Raw genomic sequence first — 25,712 nt, 5'->3', positions numbered from 1 at the left:
ATTAAGATTCCTCTTGCTGGCTTGCTTCAGCAAGTTGCGTTAATACGGCGTAAGCTTTGCCGCTATTGATGGTTTCAAGGGCAAGTTGAGTGCCTTGCTGCACTGTGTCACACACTCTGCTGACATAAAGCGCACAACCTGCGTTAATGGCAACAGCATCTCGATGGGCTGGTTGACCTTCACCTTTTAATATCGCTTGTGTAATCAGCGCATTATCACTTGGCTCACCGCCTTCAAGGGCTGAAATTTCAGCAGGCTCTACCCCTAACTCTTGCGGGGTTAACTTATAAAAACGAATGTTGCCGTCGTTAAGCTCCGCCACTTGGGTTTCACCGTGCAGGGCGACTTCATCAAGGCCACTTCCGTAAACTACCATGGCACGTTTAACACCGAGTGCATTAAGCACGTTCACGATCGGAGCGATTAATTTAGGTGAGTATACGCCCAGCAGCATTGACTCTGGCTTGGCTGGATTGATTAACGGGCCAAGGATATTAAAGATAGTACGGGTTTTCAGAGCTTGTCTTACTGGAACAGCATGACGTACGCCTGCATGGTAGTGTGGCGCGAATAAGAAACATAGGCCGAAGTCTTCGATACATTGACTGGCGGCTTCTGGTGTCATGGTTAAGCCGATGCCGCAATGTGACAACACATCCGATGCGCCAGATTTACTGGATACGCCACGATTACCATGCTTAGCGACTTTGGCGCCAGCTGCAGCTGCGACGAAAGAGGCCGTTGTTGAGATATTAATGGTGTTATGACCGTCCCCCCCGTACCAACAATATCAACCACCCCAGTAGCGAGCGACTTTGCGCTACGAGGAAATGGTTTTGCAGCTTGACGAAGGGCATCTGCAGCGCCTGTTATTTCTTCAATCGTTTCGCCGCGCATTTTAAGGGCAACTAGCATACCTGCCATGGCAACAGGATCCATTTCACCTTCGACAATAGCACTGAATAATTGTGCACTTTGTTCACGGGTAAGGGCGTTACCTTGATAAAGAGAGTCTAATAGTGGTTGAAGCTGAGACATTATAAGGCTCCTTTGGGGTTATTGTGGCTTGCAATTGCATGGGTGAGGTAAGTCAGGGTTTGCGTCAGTAGCGTACTGCCAAGCGTGGTTAAAATTGATTCAGGATGAAACTGAAAACCAACCGCTTTATCTTGTGGGTGAATCACAGCCATTGGCATGTCTTCAGTGGTCGCAATGACAGACAAACAATCAGGGACTTGGGTAGCTACTAGGCTATGGTAACGAGCCACTGGTAGTGGAGAAGGCAAGTTTGCAAATACACCTTCGCCATTATGAATTGTAGGGCTGGCTTTACCGTGAACGACAAATGGCGCACGCTCAACTTTACCGCCATAATATTCGACCATAGCTTGATGCCCTAAACAAATGCCTAACATAGGTACTTTACCAGCGACTTTTGCAATTAACTCCATCATGCAGCCAGCTTCATGTGGTGCGCCAGGGCCAGGTGATAATACTAATGCTGCTTGGCCTTGCTCTGCTATCAGTTTTTCAGCTAAATAATCGGCACTGACATCATTACGGTAAATGAGTACTTCAAATCCTAAACTACGAAATTGATCCACTAAGTTGTAGGTGAATGAGTCAAAGTTATCTAATAGATACAGTTTCATATTGCTAATGCTCATATTATTCGTGTTCATCATATTAGCGTTTGCTTGTTGAGTGCTCATAGTCCACCGCCCATTTTTATCGCTGAAATCACGGCTTGTGCTTTTTGGCGGGTTTCGTCAGCTTCGGCTTGTGGGTCGGAATCAAATACCACACCAGCACCAGCTTGAATAAAGGCCACTTCATTTTTAACGAAAGCAGAGCGAATTACGATACAGGTATCCATATCACCTAGACCGTTAATGTATCCCACAGCACCACCATAACTGCCGCGGCGAGCTTGCTCTGCTTCTCGCACAAGTTGGGATGCACGCACTTTAGGGGCGCCTACTAAGGTGCCCATGTTCATACAAGCTTGATAAGCATGTAGAGCATCTAAATCTTCTCGTAATTGCCCAGTCACACGGCTAACTAAATGCATAACATGTGAGTATCGGTCGACTTTAAGCAACTCTGCCACTTTACGACTGCCACTTTGGCTAATTCGTGCAATGTCGTTTCGGGCTAAATCAACCAACATTAAATGCTCTGAGAGCTCTTTTTTATCAAGACGCAACTCAAGTTCAATACGACTGTCTAGATCATAGTCAATTTGGCCATCGACAGTTTTACCGCGCTTACGGGTACCTGCAATAGGGTAAACTTCAACTTGATTACTGGCGGCATCATATTTAAGTGCGCTTTCAGGCGAAGCGCCAAATAAAGTGAAATCAGGCCCACGGAAATAAAACATATATGGACTAGGGTTGGTCAAACGAAGCGCTCGGTATGCCCCTAAAGTATTTGGGCAAGGTAAACTAAAGCTTCTTGAGGGAACAACTTGAAAAATATCGCCTGCAACAATGTGCTCTTTTAAATCCACAACCGTTTGCTTGAAAGTATCGTCACTGATATTGACGTGAGTTTCAGCGTCGATGGCAACTAATGGTTGAACGGGGGCAAGTTTTTGGCACTGCTGTTTAACATCGATTGCCCGCTGAGCAAGAGTTTTAGCGAATTGAGTATCGGTTGAAAATTGGTGAGTAATGATTTCTGCATCTTGTTGCTGATGATCAACCAATATCAAGGTTTCTGCGAGATAAAATAAGTAATCAGGACAATCGTTATCGGCATTGGGGACTTCAGGCAAAGGTTCAACGGTATCGATTAAATCGTAAGCTAAGACTCCGCCTAAAAATAAATCTTCAAAAGCATCTTTTTTGTCGGTCTGAATGTGCTGAATAAACATTCTTAACCCATCAAGCGGCGAGGTAGACTTTAATCGTGCGTCTTCATCCTGTCGCTCTTGAGCCTTGGCAAGATGTACGGTGAGTACCTTGTCTTGCTGTTGCTGCTCACTTGATTTGAAAAAGGCACTGATAGGAGAAAGTAAGCTAGCACCATTATCGGTTAACGCGCTGAATGTAAGCTTATAACCGTCACATCTCACCATCATTGCAGCGTGAGTGAGCACGATACTTTTTAAGTGATCTTTGCTGTCGATTTCAGCCGACTCAAGTAACATGGTGTGCGGCGCATTGGCAGTAACATGTTGATAAAGACTAAGCGGATCAGCATGATATGCTAACGATTGTTTTTGTGTGACGACATGGGCAAACTGATGTTCCATAATGCTTATTGCGCCTCTCTCTGATATTGATTCTTCATACTCGATACTCTTTTTAAAGCAATTTCGTGCTTGGTTTGCGTTAGTTTTTATTTCAGAGTGCAAGCCGTAAATAGCAAGAAAGCCCACATCTCTGCGGGCTTTCTAGTAAAATCTTGTGTTATTTAAATAACCACAACGCTTCACACCACCCGTTAATTTGGGAAGTGCCACCACCAATTGATGTTACGTGCGTTAAAGTTGGTCATGTAAATTAATTCTCTTGAATGTAGTCGTTATCTAAAAAGTTAGCAAAATGCCTTTGGCTAACGTATGCCTTATAGAAGACCTTAGCTGGCGTTTAATGTCAATTGAATATTTCTCAAATTTAGCTTTTTTTATTCATTGAGGTTAAAGGGCCATCAATTTGCTGAATATGTAGCAAATAATCACGATAGGGTTAAGCTTTTCAACAAAGATTAAAGTACAATAACGTTATGATAACAGACACACTCTTGGCCGATCTTCATAGCCATACGACCGCATCTGACGGCGTACTTACTCCTTCTGAACTCGTTGAACGTGCCATCGAAAAGGGCGTTCAAATGCTCGCCATCACAGATCACGATACTGTGGCAGGACTTGCTGAAGCGCATCAATTTAACCAACAACATGAAACACCACTACAATTAATTGATGGTGTTGAAATTTCTACTCGATGGAACAACTTCGATATTCATATTGTTGGCTTAAATATGGATAAAGAAAACTCAATTTTACTGAAATTTTTAACTCGTCAACGTGAATTACGTGAAGAACGAGCCCAAGAAATTGGTAACCGTTTAGCCAAAGCCGGAATTGAAGGTGCCTATGATGGCGCTAAAAAGTCTGCCGCAGGCGCAGCTATTAGTCGCGGTCATTATGCTCGTTGGTTAGCAGAAAACGGCTATGCTAAAGATATGCCGAGTGTTTTTAAGCGCTATTTAGCGCGAGGTAAAACAGGTTATGTCCCCAATAATTGGGCTGACATGGCCAATGCGATTGACATTATTCATCAAACTGGTGGCGTAGCGGTATTGGCACACCCCAGTGGTTACAAGCTTTCAGCTAAATGGTTAAAGCGCTTAGTACGTGAGTATAAAGAGGCTGGTGGCGATGCCATGGAAGTGGTATTAGGCCAACAGAGCATTGATGATCGCGCTAACTTAGTCGCTTTAAGTCATTTGAACAACCTAGCGGGTTCAATTGGCAGTGATTTTCATTTCCCAAGCAATTGGATTGAGTTAGGCAAAAATTTATTCCAACCTGCTGGTGTGCAGTGGGTGTGGCAAACAGAATCTTGGACGGAGCGAACATGAGCCAATTTTTTTATATACATGACGAAAACCCGCAAGCAAGATTAATTAGCCAAGCGGTGAACATTTTAAAGCAAGGTGGGGTAATTGTTTACCCGACAGATTCAGGTTATGCACTGGGTTGTATGATTGGCGAAAAAGATGCCATGACCCGTATGGTGCGTATTCGTAAAATTGAAAATGATAATAACTTCTCACTAATGTGCCGAGATTTATCTGAATTGGCTAATTTTGCTCGTGTGGACAATCAAGCTTACCGATTACTGAAAAGCTGCACGCCAGGTCCATATACCTTTATCTTCAAAGCGAGTAAGGAAGTGCCGCGCCGTTTACAGTGCGATAAAAAGAAAACCATTGGTATTCGTGTGCCAAATAACTTAATTGCCTTGGCTTTATTAGAGGCGCTTGAAGCACCAATTATGTCGACCAGTTTAGTGATGCCTGATGAAGAGTTTGCAGAGTCAGATCCTGAACATATCCGAGATATATTAGAACACAGCGTAGACGCAATTATTCATGGGGGTTATTTAGCTGAAAACCAAACCACCGTGATTGATATGTCAGAAGGTGACATTGATATTATCCGTGAAGGTGCGGGTGATACGAGTTTATTTGAGTAAGTCTTTGTTGCAGGTGTTGATAGATGCCTGCGCTTGATGCTTGGTGTAATGCCACCGACAAGTGTTAGATTTTAGCCACAAGATTAATGGATAGTTGTTTCAACCCTTGCCAATAGTGCGTATAATCGCGCGTTTGGTAATTTCTAGCTTCAACAATATGCGCTAGTAGTAAGAGTCGCAGCGGCAAGTTTACTTTTAAATAGCTTAGCTGTTTTTATGTAACTCGCTGAAACTTATTACATTGAGAATATTAATAAAGGAATTGTTCAATGCAGGGGATACAAAAAAGTTTACCTCTTGCGATTGTACGCGGCGAAGCAATTGATGCAATGCCGACCGATTTGTTTATTCCGCCAGAAGCACTGGAAGTGTTTTTGGAGACCTTTGAAGGTCCTCTCGATTTATTATTGTACTTAATTCGCAAGCAAAAACTGGATGTTGTTGACCTGCCAATTGAAAAAATTACGACTCAATATTTAGTTTATATTGATATTTTGACTGAAGCACGCATAGAGCTCGCTGCTGATTATTTAGTTATGGCAGCAACCTTGGCAGAAATTAAGTCTCGACTCCTGTTACCTAAAGTCGCGACCGCAGAGGAAGATGAAGAAGATCCTCGCGTGGTACTTATCCGCCAACTTAAAGCTTATGAAGTGATAAAGCAGGCAGCTGCTGACTTAGACGGTTTGCCGCGATTGGAACGAGATGTGTTTTTAGCACAAGCTAAAACAGCACCGAATATCAAGCCAGTCATCATGCCGCCAGAAGTATCGCTAGTTGATATTGCTCAAGCGTTTTCGGAAGTGTTAAAACGCATTGATGCGAACGAACATCATCATGTTAAGCGTGAAGCGTTATCGACACGCGAGAGAATGAGCCAAATATTAGCTAAACTTTCAACAGAACATTTTGTGCCATTTACTGATTTATTTGATGTCAGTGAAGGAAAGGCTGGTGTGGTAGTGAGTTTTTTAGCGTTAATGGAATTGGTCAAAGAGTTGTTGGTTGATTTAGTGCAAAACGAACCGTTAGCACCGATTTACGTTAAAGCGTTTTAACAACCAAGTGTTGATATGAGAAAGGACATCATGCAAATAAATGATATTCAATTAAAGCAATTAATCGAAGCCAGTTTGTTTGTGATGGGTAAACCGTTAAGTATTAAAGCGATTAAAGAAACCGTTTTAGTCAAATTTGATGTATCACGAGTCAGAATTAAAAGCTGTCTTGATGAGTTACAGCAAGATTATCAAGAGCGTGGGGTACAACTGGTTGAAGTTGCCAGTGGTTATCGCTTTCAAACCCAAGAGTTGTTGAGTGAATTCTTACAACCTTTGTGGCAAGAGAAATCCCCTAAATACTCACGTGCGACGTTAGAAACCCTAGCGGTGATTGCTTATAAGCAGCCAGTAACGCGCGGTGATATTGAACATGTAAGAGGTGTGGCCGTCAGCAGCCACATAATAAAGAGTTTAGCTGATAGACATTGGGTAAAAACCGTTGGTCATAAAGAAGTGCCAGGGCGACCTGCATTATATGCAACCACGACAGAGTTTTTATCTTATTTTGGCTTAAAAACCTTAGCAGACTTACCGTCGCTAACGGATGATGAGTCATTGCAGGCGTTGTTTGAAAAGGTTTCATTAGCGCCACAACAAACAGAAGAGTCGAACTAGATGAGCGAAAAATTGCAGAAAGTCTTGGCCCGTGCAGGCCATGGCTCCCGTCGTGAGATGGAGGCATGGATTGCTGCAGGCCGTATTAGTGTAGACGGAGAAATTGCCAGTTTAGGTGATCGCGTTGAAGCAGATGCTAAAATACGCATTGATGGCCGTGCCATCGTTATCAAAACTGAAGATGATATTATTTGTCGCGTGTTGGCTTACCATAAGCCAGAAGGCGAGATTTGTAGTCGAAAAGATCCAGAAGGCAGACCAACCGTCTTTGATCGTTTACCTAAAATACGTGATTCACGTTGGGTTGCGGTAGGGCGTTTGGATATCAATACCTCAGGTCTATTATTATTCACATCTGATGGTGAATTAGCTAACCGTCTAATGCACCCTTCAAATGAAGTCGACCGTGAATATGCAGTGCGTACCTTTGGCGATGTGCCAGAAGCCGCTGTGCAACGTCTTCGTAAAGGGGTGACTCTTGAAGATGGGCCAGCAAACTTTGACAGTATCAAACCTGCTGGTGGTGAAGGACTCAATAAATGGTGGCATGTGACTCTTAAAGAGGGGCGCAACCGTGAAGTCCGTCGTTTATGGGAATCTCAAGAGGTTCAGGTAAGCCGACTTATTCGTGTGCGTTATGGCATGGTTGAGTTACCAAAAGCCTTACCACGTGGTGGTTGGACAGAGCTGGATATGGAACAGGTTAACTACTTACGCCAGCTTGCGGGATTAGAGCCAGAAACACGTACTTTATTAGGTACTGATAAGCACAGTGTTGCACGTGCTAAAGTTAAAGGTGCGAAAATTCGCCGAGCAGTACGAAAGCACAAAACAACTGCCGCGCGTCCTAAATCGACTCGTCAACGTAGTTAAGCATCATTATTCAACGTGATACAAGTCAACTAAACTCACGAATCAGAAAGGTCACCTAAGGTGGCCTTTTTATTACTTCATTGCATGTCATTGTGAATGCTAGTTAGGGTTACTCAGATTTACTTGCCGCTTTCTTGAAACTGAGCATATCGCTAACTATAGTTTGTTTGGTGTTTTTTTAATCAGTTACATAAGTTTACTGTTGAAGGAGTATTAAATGAAAAAGTTACTTGTTGTAGCACTTGCTGGTTTATTGTTTAGCTGCGCATCTGCACCGTCATGGAAAGGTATGTCCGAGCGAGAAATTGCTGATTGGAAAGCCATTGGGTTTGATGCCGCCAAAGCGCAAACATGGAGTAAAAGTGGTTTTAATGCCGAGCAATCCCAGCAGTGGAGTGCAGCCAGTTTTGATGTCGAGTCAGCATCGGATTGGTCAAAAGAGAAATTTAATCCAGAAGAAGCCGGAACCTGGAAGCAAGCAGGCTTTGAATTAGATGATGCAGTTGAAGATAGAGCAAAAGGTTTAACGCCAGTAAAAATGGATAAATAGTGTTAATTTTAGGCATTAAAGCCGAGATTGCTGCTCAAATAGCCAAATGAACAAATTATTTCAATTTCTACTTTACACCAGCGAGGGAGATAGCTATTATCTCGCTCGTTCGGAGAGATGGCAGAGTGGTCGAATGCACCGGTCTTGAAAACCGGCATGGGTTTGTAGCCCATCTAGGGTTCAAATCCCTATCTCTCCGCCATATTTATCGAAAGAGCCCGCTAGCAGTAGCGGGCTTTTTTGTGTCTGGATTTTGAAATTTAAAGAAAAGTCGATGAATAGGTTTGTAGCGCGTCAATGTAGGGTTCAAATCCCTATCTCTCCGCCATATTTAGAAAAGCCCGCTATTTTATAGTGGGCTTTTTGCTTTCTGGAATTTGAGTTAGTTCGGCCAAAGAGTAAAAGGTTTGTTGCGCATCAATGTAACGTTCAAATCCCTATCTCTTCTTCATATTTCGTGGCATTTTACTCATATATTTAATGATGGATTTGCCCCTAGGCGTCGCTATTAAAAAGAAGCTAGTTCCAAAAGAAAAGCTCGCTGGTTAGCGAGCTTTGAGGTTTATCTGCATTTCAATAGATTTTAACGGCTATTTCTTTTGAAGGTCGCTAGGTCTCCATGATTTATCGAACCAAGCTTCTGTAGGTCCGTAAGCTCTAAATATCACATTGAAGCCTTTATTTGGCATTGTTTGCACCCAGTTATTCTCCCAGCCTTTTGGTGGTGTTGGTGAAAAGTGAATGGTTATTGAGCCATCTTCATTCTTGCGTATATTTTCTCCTAAGCCATCTACTCCAGCTGACTTTTGATCTGTTTCTAGCATAGAGCGTGTTTGGTTGTCGTAAACCATAAATGACCAAAATGAGGCTACTGGTATATCTTTAGGTAAAGTTACGGTGTAATGCTCGCCGCCATCTAATAATTGTTCTTTGTTATCTCGGGTTCCTAGTAAATAAGCGGAGCCTTGACCGATTTTATTTGCAACCATGTCAGGAGTGATCCCTGTTGCCATAAAGTGAAAAGACGTTCGTCCGTCAATTGAGACAACACCATTGTCATCTTTAAATTCATGGCCTGATATTAGGGAGGTAAACCAATAGCGATCATCGTAAACTTTCATACTTTCTTCTGGATAGAAGTAAGTTGCTCTAGCTTCAACTGATGCTATTTTTGAAGCTTCATCAAAAATATTCTTCATACGTGGATCTGGTGAAAATGGTTTGCCTTTTTCTATTCCAAGATCTTTAGCCATTGCTATCCATTCTTTATCCCAAATATAGCTAGGCTCATATTGAATCAATGCGTTGACTTCATCATAAAATTTATGATTCATTGCATGAACTGTATTGTATTTTAGATCCGTTAAGTCAATGAATTCAGTAGCTTCCTTTTACCGTACGGGTACAGCTTTAAAGTATCTTTTAGCTCTGCAATATTAGTTTTAGCTGCTGACTTATCACCGACGATACGTAACAACAACCAGTGTTGAAAACCTTCTGTTTCAATTGGAATGTATCCTTGAGGAATATCGCCTTTGTAAGATTGATGATAAATAAAGTATTTCCCACCCTTTCCTTGATCCTCAGGGTGGGTTACACCCACTTTCCCGGCAAAGTTGAAGGCTGCATTATCAAGTAAACCTAACACTGGAGTGCTTAGTTCCAATATGACAGGACCATCTTTTACATCTACTTCACTGGTGACATAAGGAGTGGTTGTATTGGGGGTTAACCAAATGCTGCGGGCATTGAGCATTCCTTCAGAAATCCCAACAGTATGATTGGGTTTCATGCCAACACTTTCGTGACCTGCAAACATTCCTTGCATTGATGCGACTTGAATTCCAGATAAGAATACTCGAACAGCTGTGGCGGTATCGATAAAGTCTCTAGTCTTATTGAAGGTATCTTGGTTGGGAGCGCCAAAAGTGTAATTCAGTTCACCCAGATATTTTGATTGAACTTTATCTGGTGTAATCACTTCACTAGGAACCTGAGCGCTATATTCAGGGGCTGCAAATGTAGGCGCAGCAAGTGAAGAAACAATTGCAGCAAGAATCAGTTTTTTCATTTAAACCTCAATGTAATTAAGACAAATTAGATAGCTGTGATGTTATTGAATCATCAACTTAACATGCTAAGTGCTAAATAATGTATTTCTAATTTCCCATAACAGCAAATGATGTTTTTTAATGTCTGATATGCCCAAGATGAATATCACTGGATTTGTTGTGTGTATATTGATATGCGTTTTTGGTATATCAGTAATTACAATTAATGATTTATTGATATGGAAAAAGGTCTGTATATTTAACTTTAGAATATTAGCGAAAGGTTGAATTTAGTTTTTAAATTCACTAGCCTAGAAAACTGTCTATACGCTAATAATACTATTAACTAATTGTAATAGCGTTGAAAAGGATTTCCCTTCGTTACATAGACTTAAAAAGAGGCTGTATGAAAAATTTAAATTTAACCACACTAGCTCTGATTACAAGTACATTAATTTCTGGTGGAACGATTGCTGCACAAGCACCTGAAACTATTTCTGTGACAAATGAAAATTTTACTCATGCTGAAACTGCTCGTAATTACCGTAACTGGGGGAGCAAAGGGGCTACTCAAGAGTTTTTCAAAATGAGTGATTTACCTCCTCGTGGTAAAGCTGCTCCAACAGTGCAAATGAATGACGATACTTTATATGGTGTCGCCATCGTTAAAACTGTAGATGGTAAGGCTAGTTTTTCTATACCAGAGACTAAAAACTACATGGCTGTGCAGGTTGTAACTGAGCGTGGTCATGGTCAACATTACGTTGTTGAAGATGGTCAATATAACCTCCCTGTAGAGTCTGAGTTTGCTTTGCTTATTTATCGTTCAGGCACAGAAAATGGGATAGATGCTGCTAAAGTTGCTCTGGATAAAGTTGACTCGACGGACTTCAATTTTGCAGTTGATTACCAAGTCCAGCCTTATGATTACGCTGAAGTTGAAGCATGGGTGAAAAAGTTTACCCAAGAAGTGAATAGCATGGATAAGTTTACTTATACTTTCCCTCGAACATCTGACAAGGTAACTGACCTTCATCAATGGAATTTAGAGAATGCAGCGGGGTGGGGCGGGGCGAGCCCTGAAGCAAATGTTGGTAACAAGTACTCAAACAGTCCTCAAATGGATGCGAGTGTATGTTATTCGACAACGTTTGAAGACCCTGAGAATACCTTTTTTACCTCTATCACTGCTTATGATAAGGATAAATACTTGATGGAAGGTGTTCGTAATATCAACTCTCATTCTTGGGATAAGAATGAGGACGGTACAATCACCATTTCATTTAATTGCGGCGATTCGGCAAGCAATAATATCGATACCAATGGAACTGACTTTACCTTTACTACTCGTCATTACGGTGTGAATCCCAAAATCATGGCAAGTAACGAAGATCCAATTATTTCAGCGATTAAATCACAGTAAATAAATCGTTATAAACTAAAACTGCTGAGTTAGTTGAAGGTGCTGGATTTATCCTGCACCTTCAATCATTTCTACTTAATTAAGAATTGTGAATATGTCAAAAGTGACCTTAGAGTTAGCGAAGGCTCAACATGCCTCTTTATTAAAAGCACTGGTAGTTAAAGCGTTTCAAGCTGACTTTGAACAGTACGGTAGTTTTCCGCCGCATATTGAATCTACACCTTGGCATCAGCAAAGTATTGAGTCTGGTCACTATTATATTATTAAGCATGATAGTCAGACTGCTGGTGGCATTTTATTGGTACCAAAAAGCCTGACAGACATTGAAGTGAAGTACTTCTTTATTACGCCAGCATTTCAGGATAAACGCATAGGCTCTGGCACTATTGCTTTACTGGAAAAACGCTATCCTGATGTGCTTAATTGGTCACTAGTGACTCCCTATAAAGCCTTTCGTAATCACCATTTTTATCAAAAATTAGGTTATAAAAAGGTCGGTGAAATTCAACCAGAACCCAATGAAAACTTTTGGTTGTTTGAGTACCAAAAAACGATTTAATTACACATCTTTCTTCATTTTTCATTCCTTAGTTTAATTGCTCCGCTTATCTACCTTGATTATCCCTTCGTTTTAGCCTTGGTTTACGCTCTTAGTAATGACCTTTGTGACGACCTTAGCTAACAGCCGTTGCAGTTCAGTTTTTTATTCAGTAAGTTACAGACTTAAATTAGTGAAATCAGATGTAATGGTTCTTAGCGTTAAGGAAAATATGATGAAATGGAATTTTTTAACTGGAATTTTTTAACTAATATGGCTCAATTATGGCTCAATTACGTGTATCGCTGCAGATGTTGTTGGCTTTGTCTTTACTTGCTATTACACCGTTTAAAGCACTGGCTGAAGATAAACCGGCTGCAGTTGAGTTTGACTATCAAGCGTTTACTCAAGATTACTTTGAAGCATGGAAGGGTTCACAAAAACCTGATGCCACCAAAGAAGATTTAGAACATTATTTATCTTTTTTAACTGATGATGTGGGTTATCAACATTTACCTTGGAGTGATGATGATAGTCGTCAGCCAGATGGCAAAGCTGCACTGCGTAAAGGAATGACTTACTACTTAGCATCACACGATGAGTATTCAGCCAAACTCACTAATCAAGCTTATGGACATAATGTGATTATGATTGAGTTTCATACCGTTGCCAAAGGAGTACACCCAGATAATGGCCAAGTTACCCATCATGATAATGGTTCATTTGAAGTGCTTGAAATCGACAATGGCAAGGTGTCAGTGATTAGGCATTATTCTAAGTAAAGAGCTAAGTAGAAAGCTAAGTAAAGTGCTAAATAAGCTAAGAGCAACCAAGGAATTAAGATGTCAGGCATAACGGATTTATCAAAGCTACTATCAAGTATGTCACCAGAGCTACAAGCAGGAGAATTTGTCTTTTGCAGTGTTAAAGGGCGCATAGCTGATTATGCTCATTTAAATCCCTTATGCTTTTTTCAAGAGCAAGAAGGGCTCACATTAGTACTTGCAGCTGAATCAGCTATTCAAGCTTATTTACCATTTGAGGCGAGGTTTAAACAAATTACCTTAACTGTGCATTCTAGCTTAGAAGCGGTAGGACTCACCGCTGCCGTTGCTCAAAAGTTGACTGATAATGGCATCAGTGCCAATGTTATCGCTGCTTATTATCATGACCATATTTTTGTGCCTGTAGATAAAGCATCACTTGCAATGTCAGCCTTAAACGAGTTTTCTGCGTTGTGATTTAGTTTTACTCTTTTAAAGCATAGCTAATGAATACTTTTGGATTATTATGCTATTCACATTGTTGTTTTTCCGCATAATAATCTGTTTGCTGTTAATTAATCATATATCCGCTTAATCCAAGATTCATAATATAACTTGCTAATTTCATGGTTATATTTGAGTTCCATATCAAATTAATTCTATACTGCATTTATACTAACAAGTCTCTAATTTGCTGTTAACATTCTGCCAAGTTAACGGTGCTATTTAGCAGCTGAATATTTGTCGATTCAAGGGAAGGTTATGACTGATAAGAGTAAAGAAGTGTCTTCAACAGAGGTAGCCGTTCAAGCTGAAGAGGCTAAAGTGGACCAAGCTCCCGCAGCTGATACGGCTGCAGATAAAGCCAAAAATCAAAAGATTCGAAAAGTGACCAATATCATTTTGCTTGTGGTGTGCTTTTTGTTTGTCTTTCATTTATTTGCCGACCGATATATCCCTTCTACAGATTTAGGCCGAATTCGAGGCTTTGTGGTGCCAATAACGCCGCAGGTTTCTGGTGAGGTGATTGAAATTTTAGCTACGCCTAACACCTTAATACGAGAAGGCGAGGTATTGGCGCGCATTAACCCACGTGATTACGAAATCGCACTATTTACTGCGCAGCAGAATGTGACCCAAGCAGGTCAAAACATGGGGGCGTTAACAGCCAATGTCACTGCGGCACAAGCAAAAGTGGCGAATGCTGAAGCTAACTACACCAATGCTCAAGTTCAATCAAAGCGTATTTTTACCATGGTTGACCAAAATGTTATGTCTAAAGCTGATGCTGATAATGCTCGTGCTGAATTAGCCAGTGCTGAAGCGGGTGTTGCAGCAGCCAATGCCGACTTAGCCAAGGCTGAAGAACGTTTAGGCTCAGAAGGTGAGAATAATACTGCTGTAAAATCAGCCCTGTTAGCGCTGGAACAGGCGGAGCTAAATTTAGCGAGAACCGAAATCAAAGCGCCAACTGATGGTGTTGCCTCTAACTTTCGTTTAAAAGAAGGCTTTTATGCCAGTGCCGGTCAGCCTGTCATGACGTTTATTTCTTCTGAAGATGTATGGATTGAAGCTAACTTCAGAGAAAACAGTATTGGTAATATGAAACCTGGCGATAAAGTGGAATTTGCATTGGATTATGCACCTGGTGAAGTCTTCACTGGCAAAGTCGCTTACATCGATTACGGTGTAGATTGGGGCCAAAATGAACAAACAGGTAAGCTTGCCCAAACTACAGGTCAAACAGGTTGGTTAAGACAGTCACAACGTTTCCCTGTCACCATTGTTTTTGAAAAAGAAGAGGCTCAAGGCTTACGACGTGTTGGTGGTCAAGTTGATGTCATGGTGTATACCCAAGAAAGTTCAATCATGAACTTGTTTGGTAAATTCTGGATCCGCTTAGTTAGCTGGTTTTCTTATGTCAGATAACACTAGCCAAGCCATCGACCCAGAGCTTGAGGAAGCGATTTTTACCCGCAGGGTATTACGTTTTACGTTAGGTGTGGGGCTGGCGGTGGCTATTGCTGCTATCTTTGCTTGGCAATTAGCTTTTATTGTTCCTGTTTTTGTGGCTAAATTTTTAGTCGACAGAACCGAGCCAACGGTTCAAACAGTGTATGAGCTTCTGATTTCGATGGTAGTGACGATCGCAATTGCATGGATAGTGAGCTTCGGCCCAGTACAATATCCTATGGTGCTGTTACCACTGCTAGCTGTGATGATGCTATGGGCTTATTACCTGTTTTCAGATCCTAAGTGGAACTTTTTTGCCACGATGTTGATTATTTCAACATTGGTACTTCCATATCTTGGAATTTTACACCCTGGCGCTGCGATTTTTGTTGGTGTCGGCTTAAGCTTTTCAGGCTTAGTGGCTGTGCTGATTTTCGCTTTACTTCATATTTTACTACCTGATTTATCGCCAAACCGCGAAACCCATGTCGCTGCAGGATTAACTACAGATGAGCGCTTATATGAGTCTGTTCGTGCGTTAATTATCGCTTTTCCTGTGATTACTTTTTTCTTTTTATTCGAAATTACAGGTGCGCTGCTCACGATGATTTTTATTGCAATTTTATCGTTGCAATCAGCTGGAAGTAAAAGTGTAAAAGTCAGCCTGTTTTTATTAATAACCAATGGCATAGGCGGGGTATTAGCCATTGTATTTTATAACTTGCTGGTCATCGTGCCAGAGCTAACATTTTACGTTGGCCTTGCGATGATTTGTGCTTTGCTATTTAGTCAAAAAATCTATGCTGATCCAGTTAAAGCGCCCATTTTTGCGGGTATATTTTCAGCTTTGTTAGTGGTTGTGGGTTCTACGGCATCATCTACAGATGCAGATGTTGCTACCAACTTCTATATTCGTATTACGCAGTTATTTATGGTTGGAGTGTATATGGTGGTGGCTTCTTTTTATCTTGAAACCCGTAATTGGAAATTTTTACAAAAAAGAACCGCAATCTAAATTGAGCGTCATGGGAATACATGATGAGAAATTGAGGGTGAGAAATGCCGTCACAGAAGTCTTATAACGATATCGAAAATACCAGTAGCAATTCACATAATGTGGCTGCGGTAACTAATGATTCGCAGATTGAAGATATCGACAATCAAAGTCCCTTTATTCCTCTGCTTAGAGCAGAATATATTGCTCCATTTGTGGCGCGCTTAAAAGATTTCGAAAACAACATTTACCCCATTATTGAACAAGCTGGCTTACCTGAAAGTTTGTTAACTGATAAATATGATTACGTATCTGAACAAGCTGTTATGAATTTACTTAAACTCATGGCAGAGAGGCTTGGAAAAGAGCGTTTTTCCGAGTGGTTATTTCAGGTGGCTCGCTCAATATTTATTCCTCAGCATTTAGCTAAAATCTCCCTAAAAGGTACCGTAAGACAAGCATTAACTGACTTTACTCATGTGGTTAACTTGGAGTCTAAACAAACCCATGTTCAATTGAAAACTGCTTTAGGTAAGGTATGGTTTGCCCGTTTTCGTCAAAAAGATGATCCCATTGAAATAGACCTTTCAGAACAATTTGCGCTAACCATGATGGTCGAGTTAGTACGAGCCGTGACTCAAACTCACTGGCAACCAATTGATATCGGATTACAGTCATCTCGTGAAGCCGAATATTTGAAAGTGTTAAAGCTTGATGAGCCACAGGTTTATTACTCTAGACGTGTCACAGCATTAAGCATTTCTGATGAAGTGTTAAATTGTAAAGTGAAACTGAAAGAAGGCTGGGATCCCACTATTAAGCTTGCAATAGAAAGCCCTCAAGGTTTTGTAGCCAGCTTGCAGTTTGCTTTACAACCTTACATGTCGCTTGGTCGCTTATCCGTTACGACAGCAGCCGATTTATTGGGGTTAAGTGTGCGCACATTACAACGTAGGCTATCTGAAGAAGGCATGAGTTACAGGCAAATGGTGGATGATATTTACTTTCAACAAGCCAAAACAATGTTGGCTGATAGTCACATTGCAGTGACCCAAGTGTCAGCAACCTTGGGATATGCTGATGTTGCACACTTTTCTCGTGCTTTTAAACGTATGTCTGGTATGTCACCAAGGGCGTTTCGCAACAGTTTAATTGAGCACTAGTACTGCCAATTAATTACTAAGGTTTAATCGTGCATGTTTGTGCGAAAATATAAACGGCAACTGCTATAAGTTAAATGCAGGTTTTATATCGTAAAATTTTACTTGTTTAGTAGAAAATACAGGTTATTTCCTGTTACTGAGTGTAATCATTGTTTTTAATTTGTAACAGGTGAAAAGTTAACAAACATAAGCTATATTTTTAAACTAAATATTATTGAAATTACTTTTGTTTAAGCGAGTTAGCGACACATTGATGACATCTTGTGGCGTTACCTTTCATTCAATGGAATGCCACTAAACCAGGGATAGACAATTTATGAGTGACAAGAACATTTCAACGCCTGCAGGATTTACTCATGCAGCAGTTGATGCTGCGATTAAAATTGCACTGATTTTCATTATGGTGATTTGGTGTTTTAAAATTATTCAGCCGTTTATCATGCCGATTCTATGGGGTGGTATTATTGCTATTGCACTCTATCCAGTGGTGATATTACTCAGCAAAAAAGTAAAACTATCAGTGGGTAAGTCTAGCTTGCTGGTCACGTTACTTGCTCTGTCATTACTACTAGTTCCAACTTTCCTTTTTTCTGGCGCGATAGTGTCAGGCACTCAAGATTTTATCGCTGAAGTCCATGACGGTACTTTAGTGATTCCAGCGCCCAAAGAATCTGTAGCTGATCTACCGCTAGTTGGTGAAAAGCTGTATAACTTTTGGTCTTCGGTTTCTTCTGACCTAGAAAAAGTTGTCAGAACCTACGCTGATGAAATCAAAGGGTTCTCGTCTAAGGCTGCAAGTATATTCGGCAGTTTTGGGATGACCGTCTTACAGTTTCTGATTTCGATAATTATTGCAGGTGTATTCATGTCTCGGGCCCAAGGCTCAAACCAGATGTTTCATAAGGTTTCGGTAAGGCTTGCTGGTAAACATGGTGAAGAGTTTTCTGAACTTGCAGTCGCTACGGTTCGTAGTGTGGTGCAAGGCGTTATTGGCGTGGCATTTATTCAATCCATTTTAGCGGGTATTGGCTTAGGTTTAGCAGGTGTACCGGGTACGGGTATTTGGATGTTACTGGTTCTTATTTTAGCCATTATTCAGCTGCCGCCTATTTTAATTTTGGGCCCCATTATTGCGTATGTATTTACCGTGGAATCTTCAACGGTAGCCATTATGTTCATGATTTGGAGTATTTTGGTGAGTGCCAGTGACGCATTTTTAAAACCTATGTTAATGGGGCGCGGCGTTGATATTCCTATGTTAGTGATATTGCTAGGTGCAATTGGTGGGATGATTCTATCTGGCATTGTTGGCTTATTTGTTGGAGCCGTTGTTCTTGCATTGAGTTACAAACTTTTCTCAGCTTGGCTTGTGGTTGAAACGGCTGAGCTTGATAGTGAATCTGTGTTACCAGATGCAGAAAAAGAGTAAAGGTAAAGCTTAATGAATAAACATATGTCCCAAGAAGATAACTTTATTTACCTTCTTGGCTCGTTAATATTAGTGCTGTTAAGTGCAGCTTTGGTTGAGCAGTTTTTTGAAGCTGGGCAAATGATTATTGTTGGTACCACAGTCATGAGCTTGTCTATTGCTGTTATCGGTCTAGGCGAGAATAAACGCTGGATTCGATCAACCTTTGGCTTAATGATCACGACGTTGTTATTTGCCAGTATTGGCTCGGTTTTTGAATTACTTAACCTTGATATTGTTGGCTTATTAACAATTTTGGCCTTTCTCGTCGTTGCAACCTATCGCGCAGCAAAACAAGTATTGTTCAGCGGCAAAATATCCACGAATCAGATTATAGGTTCTATCTGTATATTTTTACTATTAGGTCTAATTTGGGCTTTTATATATTTACTATTGATTGAGATATTTGGCGCCGCTTTTAATGGCATTGAAGTGCAGAAATGGACTGATAATTTTTCGACGGCAATCTATTACAGCTATATCACCCTCACGACCGTAGGTTATGGTGAGATTTCTCCAAATATGCCCATTGCTCGCTTTTTTGCTTTTTCAGAGGCGATTTGTGGGCAATTTTATATGGCAATTATTGTGGCAAGCTTAGTCGGGGCAAAAATGTCACAAACAGACTCTTAAAGGCGAACTAATAAAGCGTTATCTTTCAGTTTGGTGGCTTGATTCAGATAGAAGAGGTTTCATGGAATTAGCGAAGAAAACCGTGTTAATAGTGGATGATATGGACGCTATTCGCAAAATTAGTTCTGATCAATTACGTCGCTTTGGGGTTGGCCAAATTTATCAAGCTGAAAATGGCGCTAAGGCACTACACATACTTAAAAACACCCATGTTGACCTTATTATTTCCGATTGGAACATGCCGGTCATGTCTGGAATTGAATTACTCTGTGTGGTTCGAAGCACACCAAAATTTCAATATATTCCTTTTTTAATGATCACGGCAGAAGCTGCCAGAGAACGCGTCAGTCAGGCCATTGCAGAAGGTGTGACTGATATTGTTATCAAACCATTTAACAGCATGATATTGCAACAAAGGGTCACTCAATGCTTACAAGGTTTTGTGAGTAATAAAGCTGGTGTAGTAGCACAAGAGGCAACATCGACGAGTGAGCAATCAGATGCAGAAAGTGATATAGCTCTCAATCTTAATAAGCAAGATAAACATCAAAAATCATCAGTACTCATTGTTGATGATACTGCCGATAACTTAACCTTATTAGGTGGATTATTAAAAGACGAGTACCAAGTTAAGCTGGCTAAACAAGGGGCGAAGGCGCTTGAAATCGCTCAGTCTGACACGCCTCCAGATATTATTTTATTAGATATTATGATGCCAGATATGGATGGCTTTGAGGTGTTAAAGCAACTTCGAAAACATCCATTGTCGGAGCATATTCCCGTCATTTTTGTCACAGCACTTACAGAAGATAAGTATCAACTGCAAGGACTTGATGGTGGGGCGGTTGACTATATCAGTAAACCAATACAACCCGAACTACTCAAATTAAGAGTACGGAATTTGATGGCTTATGTGACTATGCATAAGAATTTGCAATCAGATTTCGACAGTTTAGTGGCAAATGAAAAACTCAAACAAGAAGTACAGCAAGTTTTACAGCATGATTTAAAGGGGCCTATTGCAGGGTTAATGGCATTGATTGAGCAAATCAAGTCAGACCCACATATTTCTAAAAATAACGCTGAAAATGCGACGATTGCTGAGGACATGACATTTCAGTTGTTGAACATGATTAATATGTCCAGTGAACTGTATAAAATTGAAACGGGGCGTTTTGTGTTAAGCCCTAAACGATTCTCTATACTTGCCCTTATCCAAAAAATCATTGCTGTGTTAAAGAAAACGTTTCAGGTTAAGCACCTGCTTATCTATCTTGATTGCGAAGAAGACGGTGATGAAGATTATGTTGCAATGGGTGATGAAAGTTTAAGTTATTCCATGTTATTCAATTTATTAAAGAATGCATGTGAAGCTGCGCCAAGTAAAACACGAGTTTCGGTGATGCTACAACGTGAGCAGGAGCCTGAAACCAAACAAGCCTTCTTAAAAGTGAGTATTCAAAATATTGGTGTCGTGGATGAAGATATCCGACAACATTTTTGGCAAAAGTATGTCTCAGCAGGCAAAAGAGATGGCACAGGAATTGGGACATATTCAGCCAAATTACTTGCCGAGGCTCAGCAAGGTAAAGTGGCATTAGATGTTGATGATGTAAACCAAACGACTAGCGTGTCAGTGTATCTCCCGCATGAGTAATTAAGTCATTATGTAGATTCAGGGGTTGCGCCCGAAATTAAGGAAGGTTATGGAAATCAATGCGTTTTTGATGTTGGCTTCAGTAGGATTACTTATTTTCTTAGGTTGGCTATTTTTACGTTTGCGCACCGAAGCAAATGAAGATATTACGCGTTTTTTTCCAATGACAAAAACCGCCTTTATATTGGCTTAATCGTCTGTAGTTTTTTGGCATTAATGACAACGATTGCCAACATCGGGCTTAACATTGCTTATAAACATGATATTGAAAAAGCTCTGAAGCACTAAAATCTGTAGCCTTAACGACGGATGCCGCCTTGTCGTCATGGGTAAAAGGTTGGGAAGACCGTGTCAATGCGGTTGCGACAAATCCTTTGTTATTAAAGCGAGCCATTAAACTAGAAAATATTGGCGCAGATAAAGAAGAGTTACTAGACAGTGAGCACTTAATTTGGTCTAGGGATGCTTATGAACGTTACAGTGACTCTTTTGGTTCATTAGGTTTTTTTATTATTAGCTTAGATGGTAAAAATCTCGCGTCTAGCCGAGATACAAACCTTGGTTTAACTAACATTGTAAAACGTATCTATCCTAATTTATTTAATGAAGCAATAAGCGGTAAAATCGTCATAACCCCGCCAATGCGCTCAGATGTTCCCTTGTTAAACCCCTTGGGGATTACCCGTTCAGATACTCCCACCATGTTTGTACTCAGTCCAATTATTCAAGATAACGGTGAAATTACAGCAGTGTTATCGTTACGAATTGATCCATATTTAGAGTTCGCAAACTTAACCCAAAGTGGTGCTGTGGGCGATACTGGCGAGTCATACTTTGTTGATCACATGGGCAGAATGTTATCTCACAGTCGCCATGAAAATAAATTAGTTTCGCTTGGCTTATTAGAGCCTGGTCAAATGTCAGTACTTAATCTTTATGTCACTAACCCTCAGCGAGAGTTAACGCCAGATGAACCCGCTGCCGAAAGTCATAATGAAAGACGTTTAACCTATGCTGCTGAGCAAGTGAGTTCGCAAAATAACGGTAACTCTTTTAAAAGTTATCGAAACTATTTAGGTGTCGAAGTTATCGGTGCCTGGAAGTGGGATGAGCGATACGGTTTCGGCATTGTGACAGAAATGAGTATTGACGAAGCGAGCAGTAATTTTCAATATTTCAAAAATATCATTATTACCCTAATTTGCATTATTGCTTTGTCTTGTTTATTGCTCACGTCTGCCAGTTTGTGGCTGAGTCGTCATGTATTGCAGCGATTGCAAATCAATAATGAAAAATTAGAAAAAACCATTTCGATTAGAACCAAAGATCTGCAAGAACGTGAAAATAGGTTATGGGATTTATATGAAAACTCGCCTGTAGCTTATGCCACCTTAGATAAAAATGGCAATTTTACCAAGCATAACAAGCAGTTTTCTCAAATAACCGGTCATGACCGTGAAGCATTTGCGACATTGCAATGGATGGATGTATTAGCAACAGATGATGGTGAAGGTAAACAGATTTTTGAATCGGCATTACAAGGGGAAGATACCTCAGATGCGAGATTGTATTTGCACACTCACTCAAGTGGCGCATTAGCGGTGTCATTATCGGTACGAACCGAGTTTCATCCCGATGGAAGTTTAGCTGAGATCCGTTTAGCGCTGCTCGATGTCAACGAACAAGAGACTGTCAGGGCTGAAATGCTGAAGAATCAGCAGCAATATCAGACCTTAGTTGAGAATATACAAGGAGCAGTATTTCGTTGTAATTACGTTGATTTGAAGAAAAATAACTTTACCGTTTTTTATATTAGCCCGAATTTTGAACATATTACCGGTTATCCAGTGAGTGACTTTATTGGTAAGAACCCTGTAAGGCGTTTCGTTGATTTGGCAGTAGGGAACGACGGCGAAGGTTTTTTGAAAAGGTTCGCGAAGCTGCATTACAAAACGGCAAAGTATTACTCGATATGCGAATTATGAATCGCTCTGGCGAGTTACGTTATGTCCAGATTATGGCGAAATTCGAATTAACTGATAATGAGCAAGAATGCTATTTCGACGGTACAGTATTTGATATTACTGAACAGAAATTAGCTGAAAACTTATTACTTGATTCAGAAGAGAAGCTTGAAGTCGCAGCAAAAAGTGCTCAGATGGGAATGTGGGATTTTTATCCGAATCAAAATCGTGTTGTCGTTAATCGAATGTACAGTGAAATGCTAGGGTATCGCCAACTCGATGTTTGCGCCAACGAAGATAAATGGTCGCCATTAAAAAATGGTGTAGATACATTTGCATCGCTAGTTCACCCCGATGATGAAGCTGATATTTTTGACGCTAACTCCATTGTTGAACACGACCCAAATCAGATTGTCCGTCAGGAATTCAGGTTGCTTCGACAAGACGGTAGCTATGACTGGATTCTAAGTATCGGTCAGACGTCAGAATTTGATGACAAAGGCATGCCTGAACGTATTAGTGGAGTACATATTAATGTTAACGCTGCAAAAGAATTGGAGCGCGAGCTAGCGGACGCCATTGCTGAGGCTGACAATGCTAATAAAGCAAAAGGTGATTTCTTAGCGAACATGAGTCATGAAATTCGTACGCCGATGAATGCGATTATTGGTATGTCTCACTTAGCGCTTGAAACAGAGTTAACCCGTCAGCAACGTAACTATATTGAAAAAACCAATAACTCAGCCCAATCATTATTGGGGATTATTAACGATATTCTTGATTTTTCTAAGATTGAAGCTGGCAAGTTAGATATTGAAAATATTGACCTAAGTATTGATGACTTACTTAATAATGTGAGTAATTTAATTGGTATAAAGGTGGCAGAGAAAGGACTAGAGCTGCTATTTGATATTGATGACAAGATCCCTGAAAACTTACTTGGTGATCCCTTACGAGTTGGCCAAGTATTAATTAATTTAGCCAATAATGCAGTTAAATTTACAGACAATGGCAATATCATTATCTCGGTGATGCTAGACAAGCTCACGTCAACTCAAGCTTATTTAACATTTTCTGTGAAAGACTCTGGTATTGGCATGAGCCTTGAGCAGCAATCGAGATTATTTAATGCCTTTTCACAAGCAGATGCTTCAACAACACGAAAATATGGCGGCACAGGTTTAGGTTTAGCCATATGTAAAAATCTAGCTGAATTGATGGGCGGCAGCATCACATTAAGTAGTGAAGTAGGGGTTGGGAGTACGTTCAATCTTTCTACTCCTTTTGATTTAAACCCAATTGCCTCTTCTCCTCGAAATGCAAATCATCTTGTAAGTTTTGAAGGGAAGTCAGTATTGTTAGTCGATGACAATCAAGCTGCCCGTGAAGTGTTATCAAGCTTGTTGATGAGAGCGGGCATGAAAGTAAAAGCGCTTGAATCAGGCCAGGCAGCATTAGATTTAATTAATGCAGGTGAGCGGCCAGATGTGGCGATCGTCGATTGGCAAATGCCCGAAGTCAGTGGCTTAGATGTCGCACGCTTTATTGGTGAGCTTGAGCCTGAGATAAAGCCTAAGCTCATTATGATTACTGCATACGGCAAAGAAGACTTACTCATGAGTGCATCTGATGTGCACTTTGATAGTATTTTAACTAAGCCACAAACTCAGACTAATTTGGTGAAAACCTTATCTTACGTTTTGTCAGATGCTAGCCCTTATGCTGCAGATACCACCTCTAAAAGCGAATTAACACAAGCTTTAACTGATTTGGCAGGTGCCAGTGTGTTAATCGCTGAAGATAACGATTTGAATCAAGAATTGATTGAAGAACTATTAAACAGCAAACAAATTATCACCACGTTAGCTCAAAATGGGCAAGAAGCACTGGATTTGGCAGCTAAAGAAAAGTTTGACGGTATTTTAATGGACTGCCAAATGCCTGTAATGGACGGGTATACAGCGGCATCAAAATTACGAGCCATTGCTGAAAATGCTGATTTACCGATAATTGCGATGACTGCAAATGCTATGGCTGGCGATAGAGAAAAAGCCATAGCCTCTGGCATGAATGATCATATCCCTAAACCTATTGATGTAGAAGCAATGTTTATCACAATGGCTAAATGGATATCGCCAGCAAATCCTATTGATGTGAATAGCCTGACAATTGATAAAAATAACGATCATGATTTTGTTAATCCATTTAAATCGATAAATGCAGCGCAAGGTCTGCAAAGAACGCAAGGCGATGTAGCGCTTTACCGTAAACTGTTGGCAAAATTTGTTGCTGGGCAATCGGGTTTTGTGGGGGCTTTCACCCGTGCGATAGCAATTAACGATGAGACGTTAGCAATGCGACTTGTGCACACTTTAAAAGGTGTTGCTGGAATGATTGGCGCTGAACACTTAGCAGAATTAGCCGCTAAGCTTGAGCAAGAGTTAGCAGAGAGTAATGTTAAGACTGTTCTTATATTGGAAAAAGCGCTTAGTGAAGTATGCACAGAGATTAATAACTCAATGCCGACATTATCAGCTCAACAAAATAGTTTAACCTTAGATAAACCATTAGCGATTAAAACCTTATCAGCACTGATTACGATGCTTGAAAGCTTTGATATGGAAGCAACTGAGTATTTAGACGACCACGGTGATTGCTTGAATGTCGAGCCATTACTTCATAATTATAAATTATTAGAAAAGCAGTTAAGCGAATATGAATTAGATACGGCTATGGAAATAGCTAAGCAAATGATTGAGCAATTAAATCAACTTGATTCTTAGCTGACATTTTCG

23 protein-coding genes, 1 tRNA gene and 1 pseudogene are annotated in these 25,712 nt (G+C 40.6%); 20 read left to right on the top strand and 5 right to left on the bottom strand.

Annotation, left to right across the window (positions count from 1 at the left end; all coding sequences use genetic code 11):
* Position 1: 1 nt before the first annotated feature.
* The 3 genes and pseudogenes from trpD to ACGEDC_RS00895 all read right to left on the bottom strand — a co-directional run bounded on the left by trpD (position 2) and on the right by ACGEDC_RS00895 (position 3,259).
* A pseudogene (gene trpD, locus ACGEDC_RS00905) lies at positions 2-1,038 on the bottom strand (anthranilate phosphoribosyltransferase).
* Complete coding sequence (locus ACGEDC_RS00900; protein ID WP_394498198.1) at positions 1,038-1,652, bottom strand: aminodeoxychorismate/anthranilate synthase component II; 615 nt, start codon at positions 1,650-1,652, stop codon at positions 1,038-1,040. The pseudogene trpD and the gene ACGEDC_RS00900 overlap by 1 nt, the downstream one beginning before the upstream one ends.
* 56 nt (positions 1,653-1,708) lie before the next feature.
* A complete protein-coding gene (locus ACGEDC_RS00895) occupies positions 1,709-3,259 on the bottom strand; it encodes an anthranilate synthase component 1 (RefSeq protein WP_394495868.1) in 1,551 nt (516 codons plus the stop codon).
* Positions 3,260-3,732: 473 nt separating this feature from the next.
* Here ACGEDC_RS00895 and rnm point away from each other — a divergent pair, with 473 nt between their 5' ends.
* The 7 genes from rnm (at position 3,733) to ACGEDC_RS00860 (ending at position 8,511) form a co-directional block, all read left to right on the top strand.
* Complete coding sequence (rnm, locus tag ACGEDC_RS00890) at positions 3,733-4,593, top strand: RNase RNM (protein ID WP_394495866.1); 861 nt, start codon at positions 3,733-3,735, stop codon at positions 4,591-4,593.
* The gene (locus tag ACGEDC_RS00885) at positions 4,590-5,210 is read left to right on the top strand and encodes an L-threonylcarbamoyladenylate synthase (RefSeq protein ID WP_055026454.1); all 621 of its coding nucleotides are present in this window, start codon (positions 4,590-4,592) and stop codon (positions 5,208-5,210) included. The genes rnm and ACGEDC_RS00885 overlap by 4 nt, the downstream gene beginning before the upstream one ends.
* 269 nt (positions 5,211-5,479) lie before the next feature.
* Positions 5,480-6,268, top strand: a complete 789-nt coding sequence (locus ACGEDC_RS00880) for a segregation and condensation protein A (protein WP_065110624.1) — start codon at positions 5,480-5,482, stop codon at positions 6,266-6,268.
* 30 nt (positions 6,269-6,298) lie between these two features.
* Positions 6,299-6,886 carry an SMC-Scp complex subunit ScpB gene (gene scpB / locus ACGEDC_RS00875; protein WP_055026456.1) on the top strand — a complete coding sequence of 196 codons (588 nt, stop codon included), beginning with the start codon at positions 6,299-6,301 and terminating at the stop codon, positions 6,884-6,886.
* Positions 6,887-7,759: a 23S rRNA pseudouridine(2605) synthase RluB gene (rluB, locus tag ACGEDC_RS00870; protein WP_055026457.1), complete on the top strand. Its 873-nt coding sequence runs from the start codon at positions 6,887-6,889 to the stop codon at positions 7,757-7,759.
* Between the two features lie 217 nt (positions 7,760-7,976).
* Positions 7,977-8,309: a hypothetical protein gene (locus tag ACGEDC_RS00865; protein ID WP_394495862.1), complete on the top strand. Its 333-nt coding sequence runs from the start codon at positions 7,977-7,979 to the stop codon at positions 8,307-8,309.
* Positions 8,310-8,420: 111 nt separating this feature from the next.
* Positions 8,421-8,511, top strand: a tRNA-Ser gene (locus ACGEDC_RS00860).
* Positions 8,512-8,899: 388 nt separating this feature from the next.
* Here the strand turns inward: ACGEDC_RS00860 and ACGEDC_RS00855 are convergent.
* Together ACGEDC_RS00855 and ACGEDC_RS00850 are read right to left on the bottom strand one after the other, a co-directional pair.
* Positions 8,900-9,643, bottom strand: a complete 744-nt coding sequence (locus tag ACGEDC_RS00855) for a DUF1214 domain-containing protein (RefSeq protein ID WP_394495860.1) — start codon at positions 9,641-9,643, stop codon at positions 8,900-8,902.
* Between the two features lie 29 nt (positions 9,644-9,672).
* Positions 9,673-10,380, bottom strand: a complete 708-nt coding sequence (locus tag ACGEDC_RS00850) for a DUF1254 domain-containing protein (RefSeq protein ID WP_394495858.1) — start codon at positions 10,378-10,380, stop codon at positions 9,673-9,675.
* Between the two features lie 386 nt (positions 10,381-10,766).
* Here ACGEDC_RS00850 and ACGEDC_RS00845 point away from each other — a divergent pair, with 386 nt between their 5' ends.
* From ACGEDC_RS00845 to ACGEDC_RS00785, 13 genes are all read left to right on the top strand, one after another.
* On the top strand, positions 10,767-11,783 hold the full coding sequence (locus tag ACGEDC_RS00845; RefSeq protein ID WP_394495856.1) for a hypothetical protein: 1,017 nt from the start codon (positions 10,767-10,769) through the stop codon (positions 11,781-11,783).
* Positions 11,784-11,877: 94 nt separating this feature from the next.
* Positions 11,878-12,342 (top strand): GNAT family N-acetyltransferase, encoded by a 465-nt coding sequence (locus ACGEDC_RS00840; RefSeq protein ID WP_394495854.1) that lies wholly within the window; start codon positions 11,878-11,880, stop codon positions 12,340-12,342.
* A 263-nt stretch (positions 12,343-12,605) separates the two neighbouring features.
* Positions 12,606-13,103, top strand: coding sequence for a nuclear transport factor 2 family protein (locus tag ACGEDC_RS00835; protein WP_394495852.1), 498 nt, complete (start codon positions 12,606-12,608; stop codon positions 13,101-13,103).
* A gap of 60 nt (positions 13,104-13,163) precedes the next feature.
* Entirely contained in the window at positions 13,164-13,562 is a 399-nt protein-coding gene (locus tag ACGEDC_RS00830) for an ACT domain-containing protein (protein ID WP_394495850.1), read from the top strand.
* A gap of 285 nt (positions 13,563-13,847) precedes the next feature.
* Positions 13,848-15,014 (top strand): HlyD family secretion protein, encoded by a 1,167-nt coding sequence (locus ACGEDC_RS00825; protein ID WP_394495848.1) that lies wholly within the window; start codon positions 13,848-13,850, stop codon positions 15,012-15,014.
* Positions 15,004-16,053 carry a DUF2955 domain-containing protein gene (locus ACGEDC_RS00820; protein WP_394495846.1) on the top strand — a complete coding sequence of 350 codons (1,050 nt, stop codon included), beginning with the start codon at positions 15,004-15,006 and terminating at the stop codon, positions 16,051-16,053. The genes ACGEDC_RS00825 and ACGEDC_RS00820 overlap by 11 nt, the downstream gene beginning before the upstream one ends.
* Positions 16,054-16,097: 44 nt before the next feature.
* Positions 16,098-17,195 (top strand): helix-turn-helix transcriptional regulator, encoded by a 1,098-nt coding sequence (locus tag ACGEDC_RS00815; protein WP_394495844.1) that lies wholly within the window; start codon positions 16,098-16,100, stop codon positions 17,193-17,195.
* A 316-nt stretch (positions 17,196-17,511) separates the two neighbouring features.
* Complete coding sequence (locus ACGEDC_RS00810) at positions 17,512-18,624, top strand: AI-2E family transporter (RefSeq protein WP_394495842.1); 1,113 nt, start codon at positions 17,512-17,514, stop codon at positions 18,622-18,624.
* A gap of 12 nt (positions 18,625-18,636) precedes the next feature.
* A complete protein-coding gene (locus ACGEDC_RS00805; protein ID WP_394495840.1) occupies positions 18,637-19,296 on the top strand; it encodes a potassium channel family protein in 660 nt (219 codons plus the stop codon).
* 61 nt (positions 19,297-19,357) lie between these two features.
* A complete protein-coding gene (locus ACGEDC_RS00800) occupies positions 19,358-20,953 on the top strand; it encodes a hybrid sensor histidine kinase/response regulator (RefSeq protein ID WP_394495838.1) in 1,596 nt (531 codons plus the stop codon).
* A 49-nt stretch (positions 20,954-21,002) separates the two neighbouring features.
* A complete protein-coding gene (locus tag ACGEDC_RS00795) occupies positions 21,003-21,146 on the top strand; it encodes a hypothetical protein (RefSeq protein ID WP_394495836.1) in 144 nt (47 codons plus the stop codon).
* 124 nt (positions 21,147-21,270) lie between these two features.
* Positions 21,271-22,938, top strand: a complete 1,668-nt coding sequence (locus tag ACGEDC_RS00790) for a PAS domain-containing protein (RefSeq protein ID WP_394495834.1) — start codon at positions 21,271-21,273, stop codon at positions 22,936-22,938.
* Positions 22,926-25,700, top strand: a complete 2,775-nt coding sequence (locus ACGEDC_RS00785; protein ID WP_394495832.1) for a PAS domain-containing hybrid sensor histidine kinase/response regulator — start codon at positions 22,926-22,928, stop codon at positions 25,698-25,700. Before ACGEDC_RS00790 ends, ACGEDC_RS00785 begins: the two co-directional genes overlap by 13 nt.
* Positions 25,701-25,712: the final 12 nt, after the last annotated feature.

Source organism: Shewanella sp. ENK2, assembly GCF_043568515.1.
Classification (GTDB): Bacteria; Pseudomonadota; Gammaproteobacteria; order Enterobacterales; family Shewanellaceae; genus Shewanella; species Shewanella japonica.
Note: the sequence above shows the minus strand (reverse complement) of the source record. Positions and strands in the feature narration are given on the sequence as shown.

Coding starts and splice junctions, on each gene's coding strand:
- ACGEDC_RS00800 (WP_394495838.1), top strand. CDS start 19,358: ATGGAATTAGCGAAGAAAACCGTGTTAATAGTGGATGATATGGACGCT.
- ACGEDC_RS00845 (WP_394495856.1), top strand. CDS start 10,767: ATGAAAAATTTAAATTTAACCACACTAGCTCTGATTACAAGTACATTA.
- ACGEDC_RS00830 (WP_394495850.1), top strand. CDS start 13,164: ATGTCAGGCATAACGGATTTATCAAAGCTACTATCAAGTATGTCACCA.
- rnm (WP_394495866.1), top strand. CDS start 3,733: ATGATAACAGACACACTCTTGGCCGATCTTCATAGCCATACGACCGCA.
- ACGEDC_RS00900 (WP_394498198.1), bottom strand. CDS start 1,652: ATGAAACTGTATCTATTAGATAACTTTGACTCATTCACCTACAACTTA.
- ACGEDC_RS00865 (WP_394495862.1), top strand. CDS start 7,977: ATGAAAAAGTTACTTGTTGTAGCACTTGCTGGTTTATTGTTTAGCTGC.
- ACGEDC_RS00895 (WP_394495868.1), bottom strand. CDS start 3,259: ATGGAACATCAGTTTGCCCATGTCGTCACACAAAAACAATCGTTAGCA.
- ACGEDC_RS00795 (WP_394495836.1), top strand. CDS start 21,003: ATGGAAATCAATGCGTTTTTGATGTTGGCTTCAGTAGGATTACTTATT.
- ACGEDC_RS00850 (WP_394495858.1), bottom strand. CDS start 10,380: ATGAAAAAACTGATTCTTGCTGCAATTGTTTCTTCACTTGCTGCGCCT.
- ACGEDC_RS00785 (WP_394495832.1), top strand. CDS start 22,926: ATGCGAATTATGAATCGCTCTGGCGAGTTACGTTATGTCCAGATTATG.
- ACGEDC_RS00815 (WP_394495844.1), top strand. CDS start 16,098: ATGCCGTCACAGAAGTCTTATAACGATATCGAAAATACCAGTAGCAAT.
- ACGEDC_RS00825 (WP_394495848.1), top strand. CDS start 13,848: ATGACTGATAAGAGTAAAGAAGTGTCTTCAACAGAGGTAGCCGTTCAA.
- ACGEDC_RS00885 (WP_055026454.1), top strand. CDS start 4,590: ATGAGCCAATTTTTTTATATACATGACGAAAACCCGCAAGCAAGATTA.
- ACGEDC_RS00840 (WP_394495854.1), top strand. CDS start 11,878: ATGTCAAAAGTGACCTTAGAGTTAGCGAAGGCTCAACATGCCTCTTTA.
- ACGEDC_RS00880 (WP_065110624.1), top strand. CDS start 5,480: ATGCAGGGGATACAAAAAAGTTTACCTCTTGCGATTGTACGCGGCGAA.
- ACGEDC_RS00810 (WP_394495842.1), top strand. CDS start 17,512: ATGAGTGACAAGAACATTTCAACGCCTGCAGGATTTACTCATGCAGCA.
- ACGEDC_RS00855 (WP_394495860.1), bottom strand. CDS start 9,643: ATGAATCATAAATTTTATGATGAAGTCAACGCATTGATTCAATATGAG.
- ACGEDC_RS00805 (WP_394495840.1), top strand. CDS start 18,637: ATGAATAAACATATGTCCCAAGAAGATAACTTTATTTACCTTCTTGGC.
- rluB (WP_055026457.1), top strand. CDS start 6,887: ATGAGCGAAAAATTGCAGAAAGTCTTGGCCCGTGCAGGCCATGGCTCC.
- ACGEDC_RS00835 (WP_394495852.1), top strand. CDS start 12,606: ATGGCTCAATTACGTGTATCGCTGCAGATGTTGTTGGCTTTGTCTTTA.
- scpB (WP_055026456.1), top strand. CDS start 6,299: ATGCAAATAAATGATATTCAATTAAAGCAATTAATCGAAGCCAGTTTG.
- ACGEDC_RS00820 (WP_394495846.1), top strand. CDS start 15,004: ATGTCAGATAACACTAGCCAAGCCATCGACCCAGAGCTTGAGGAAGCG.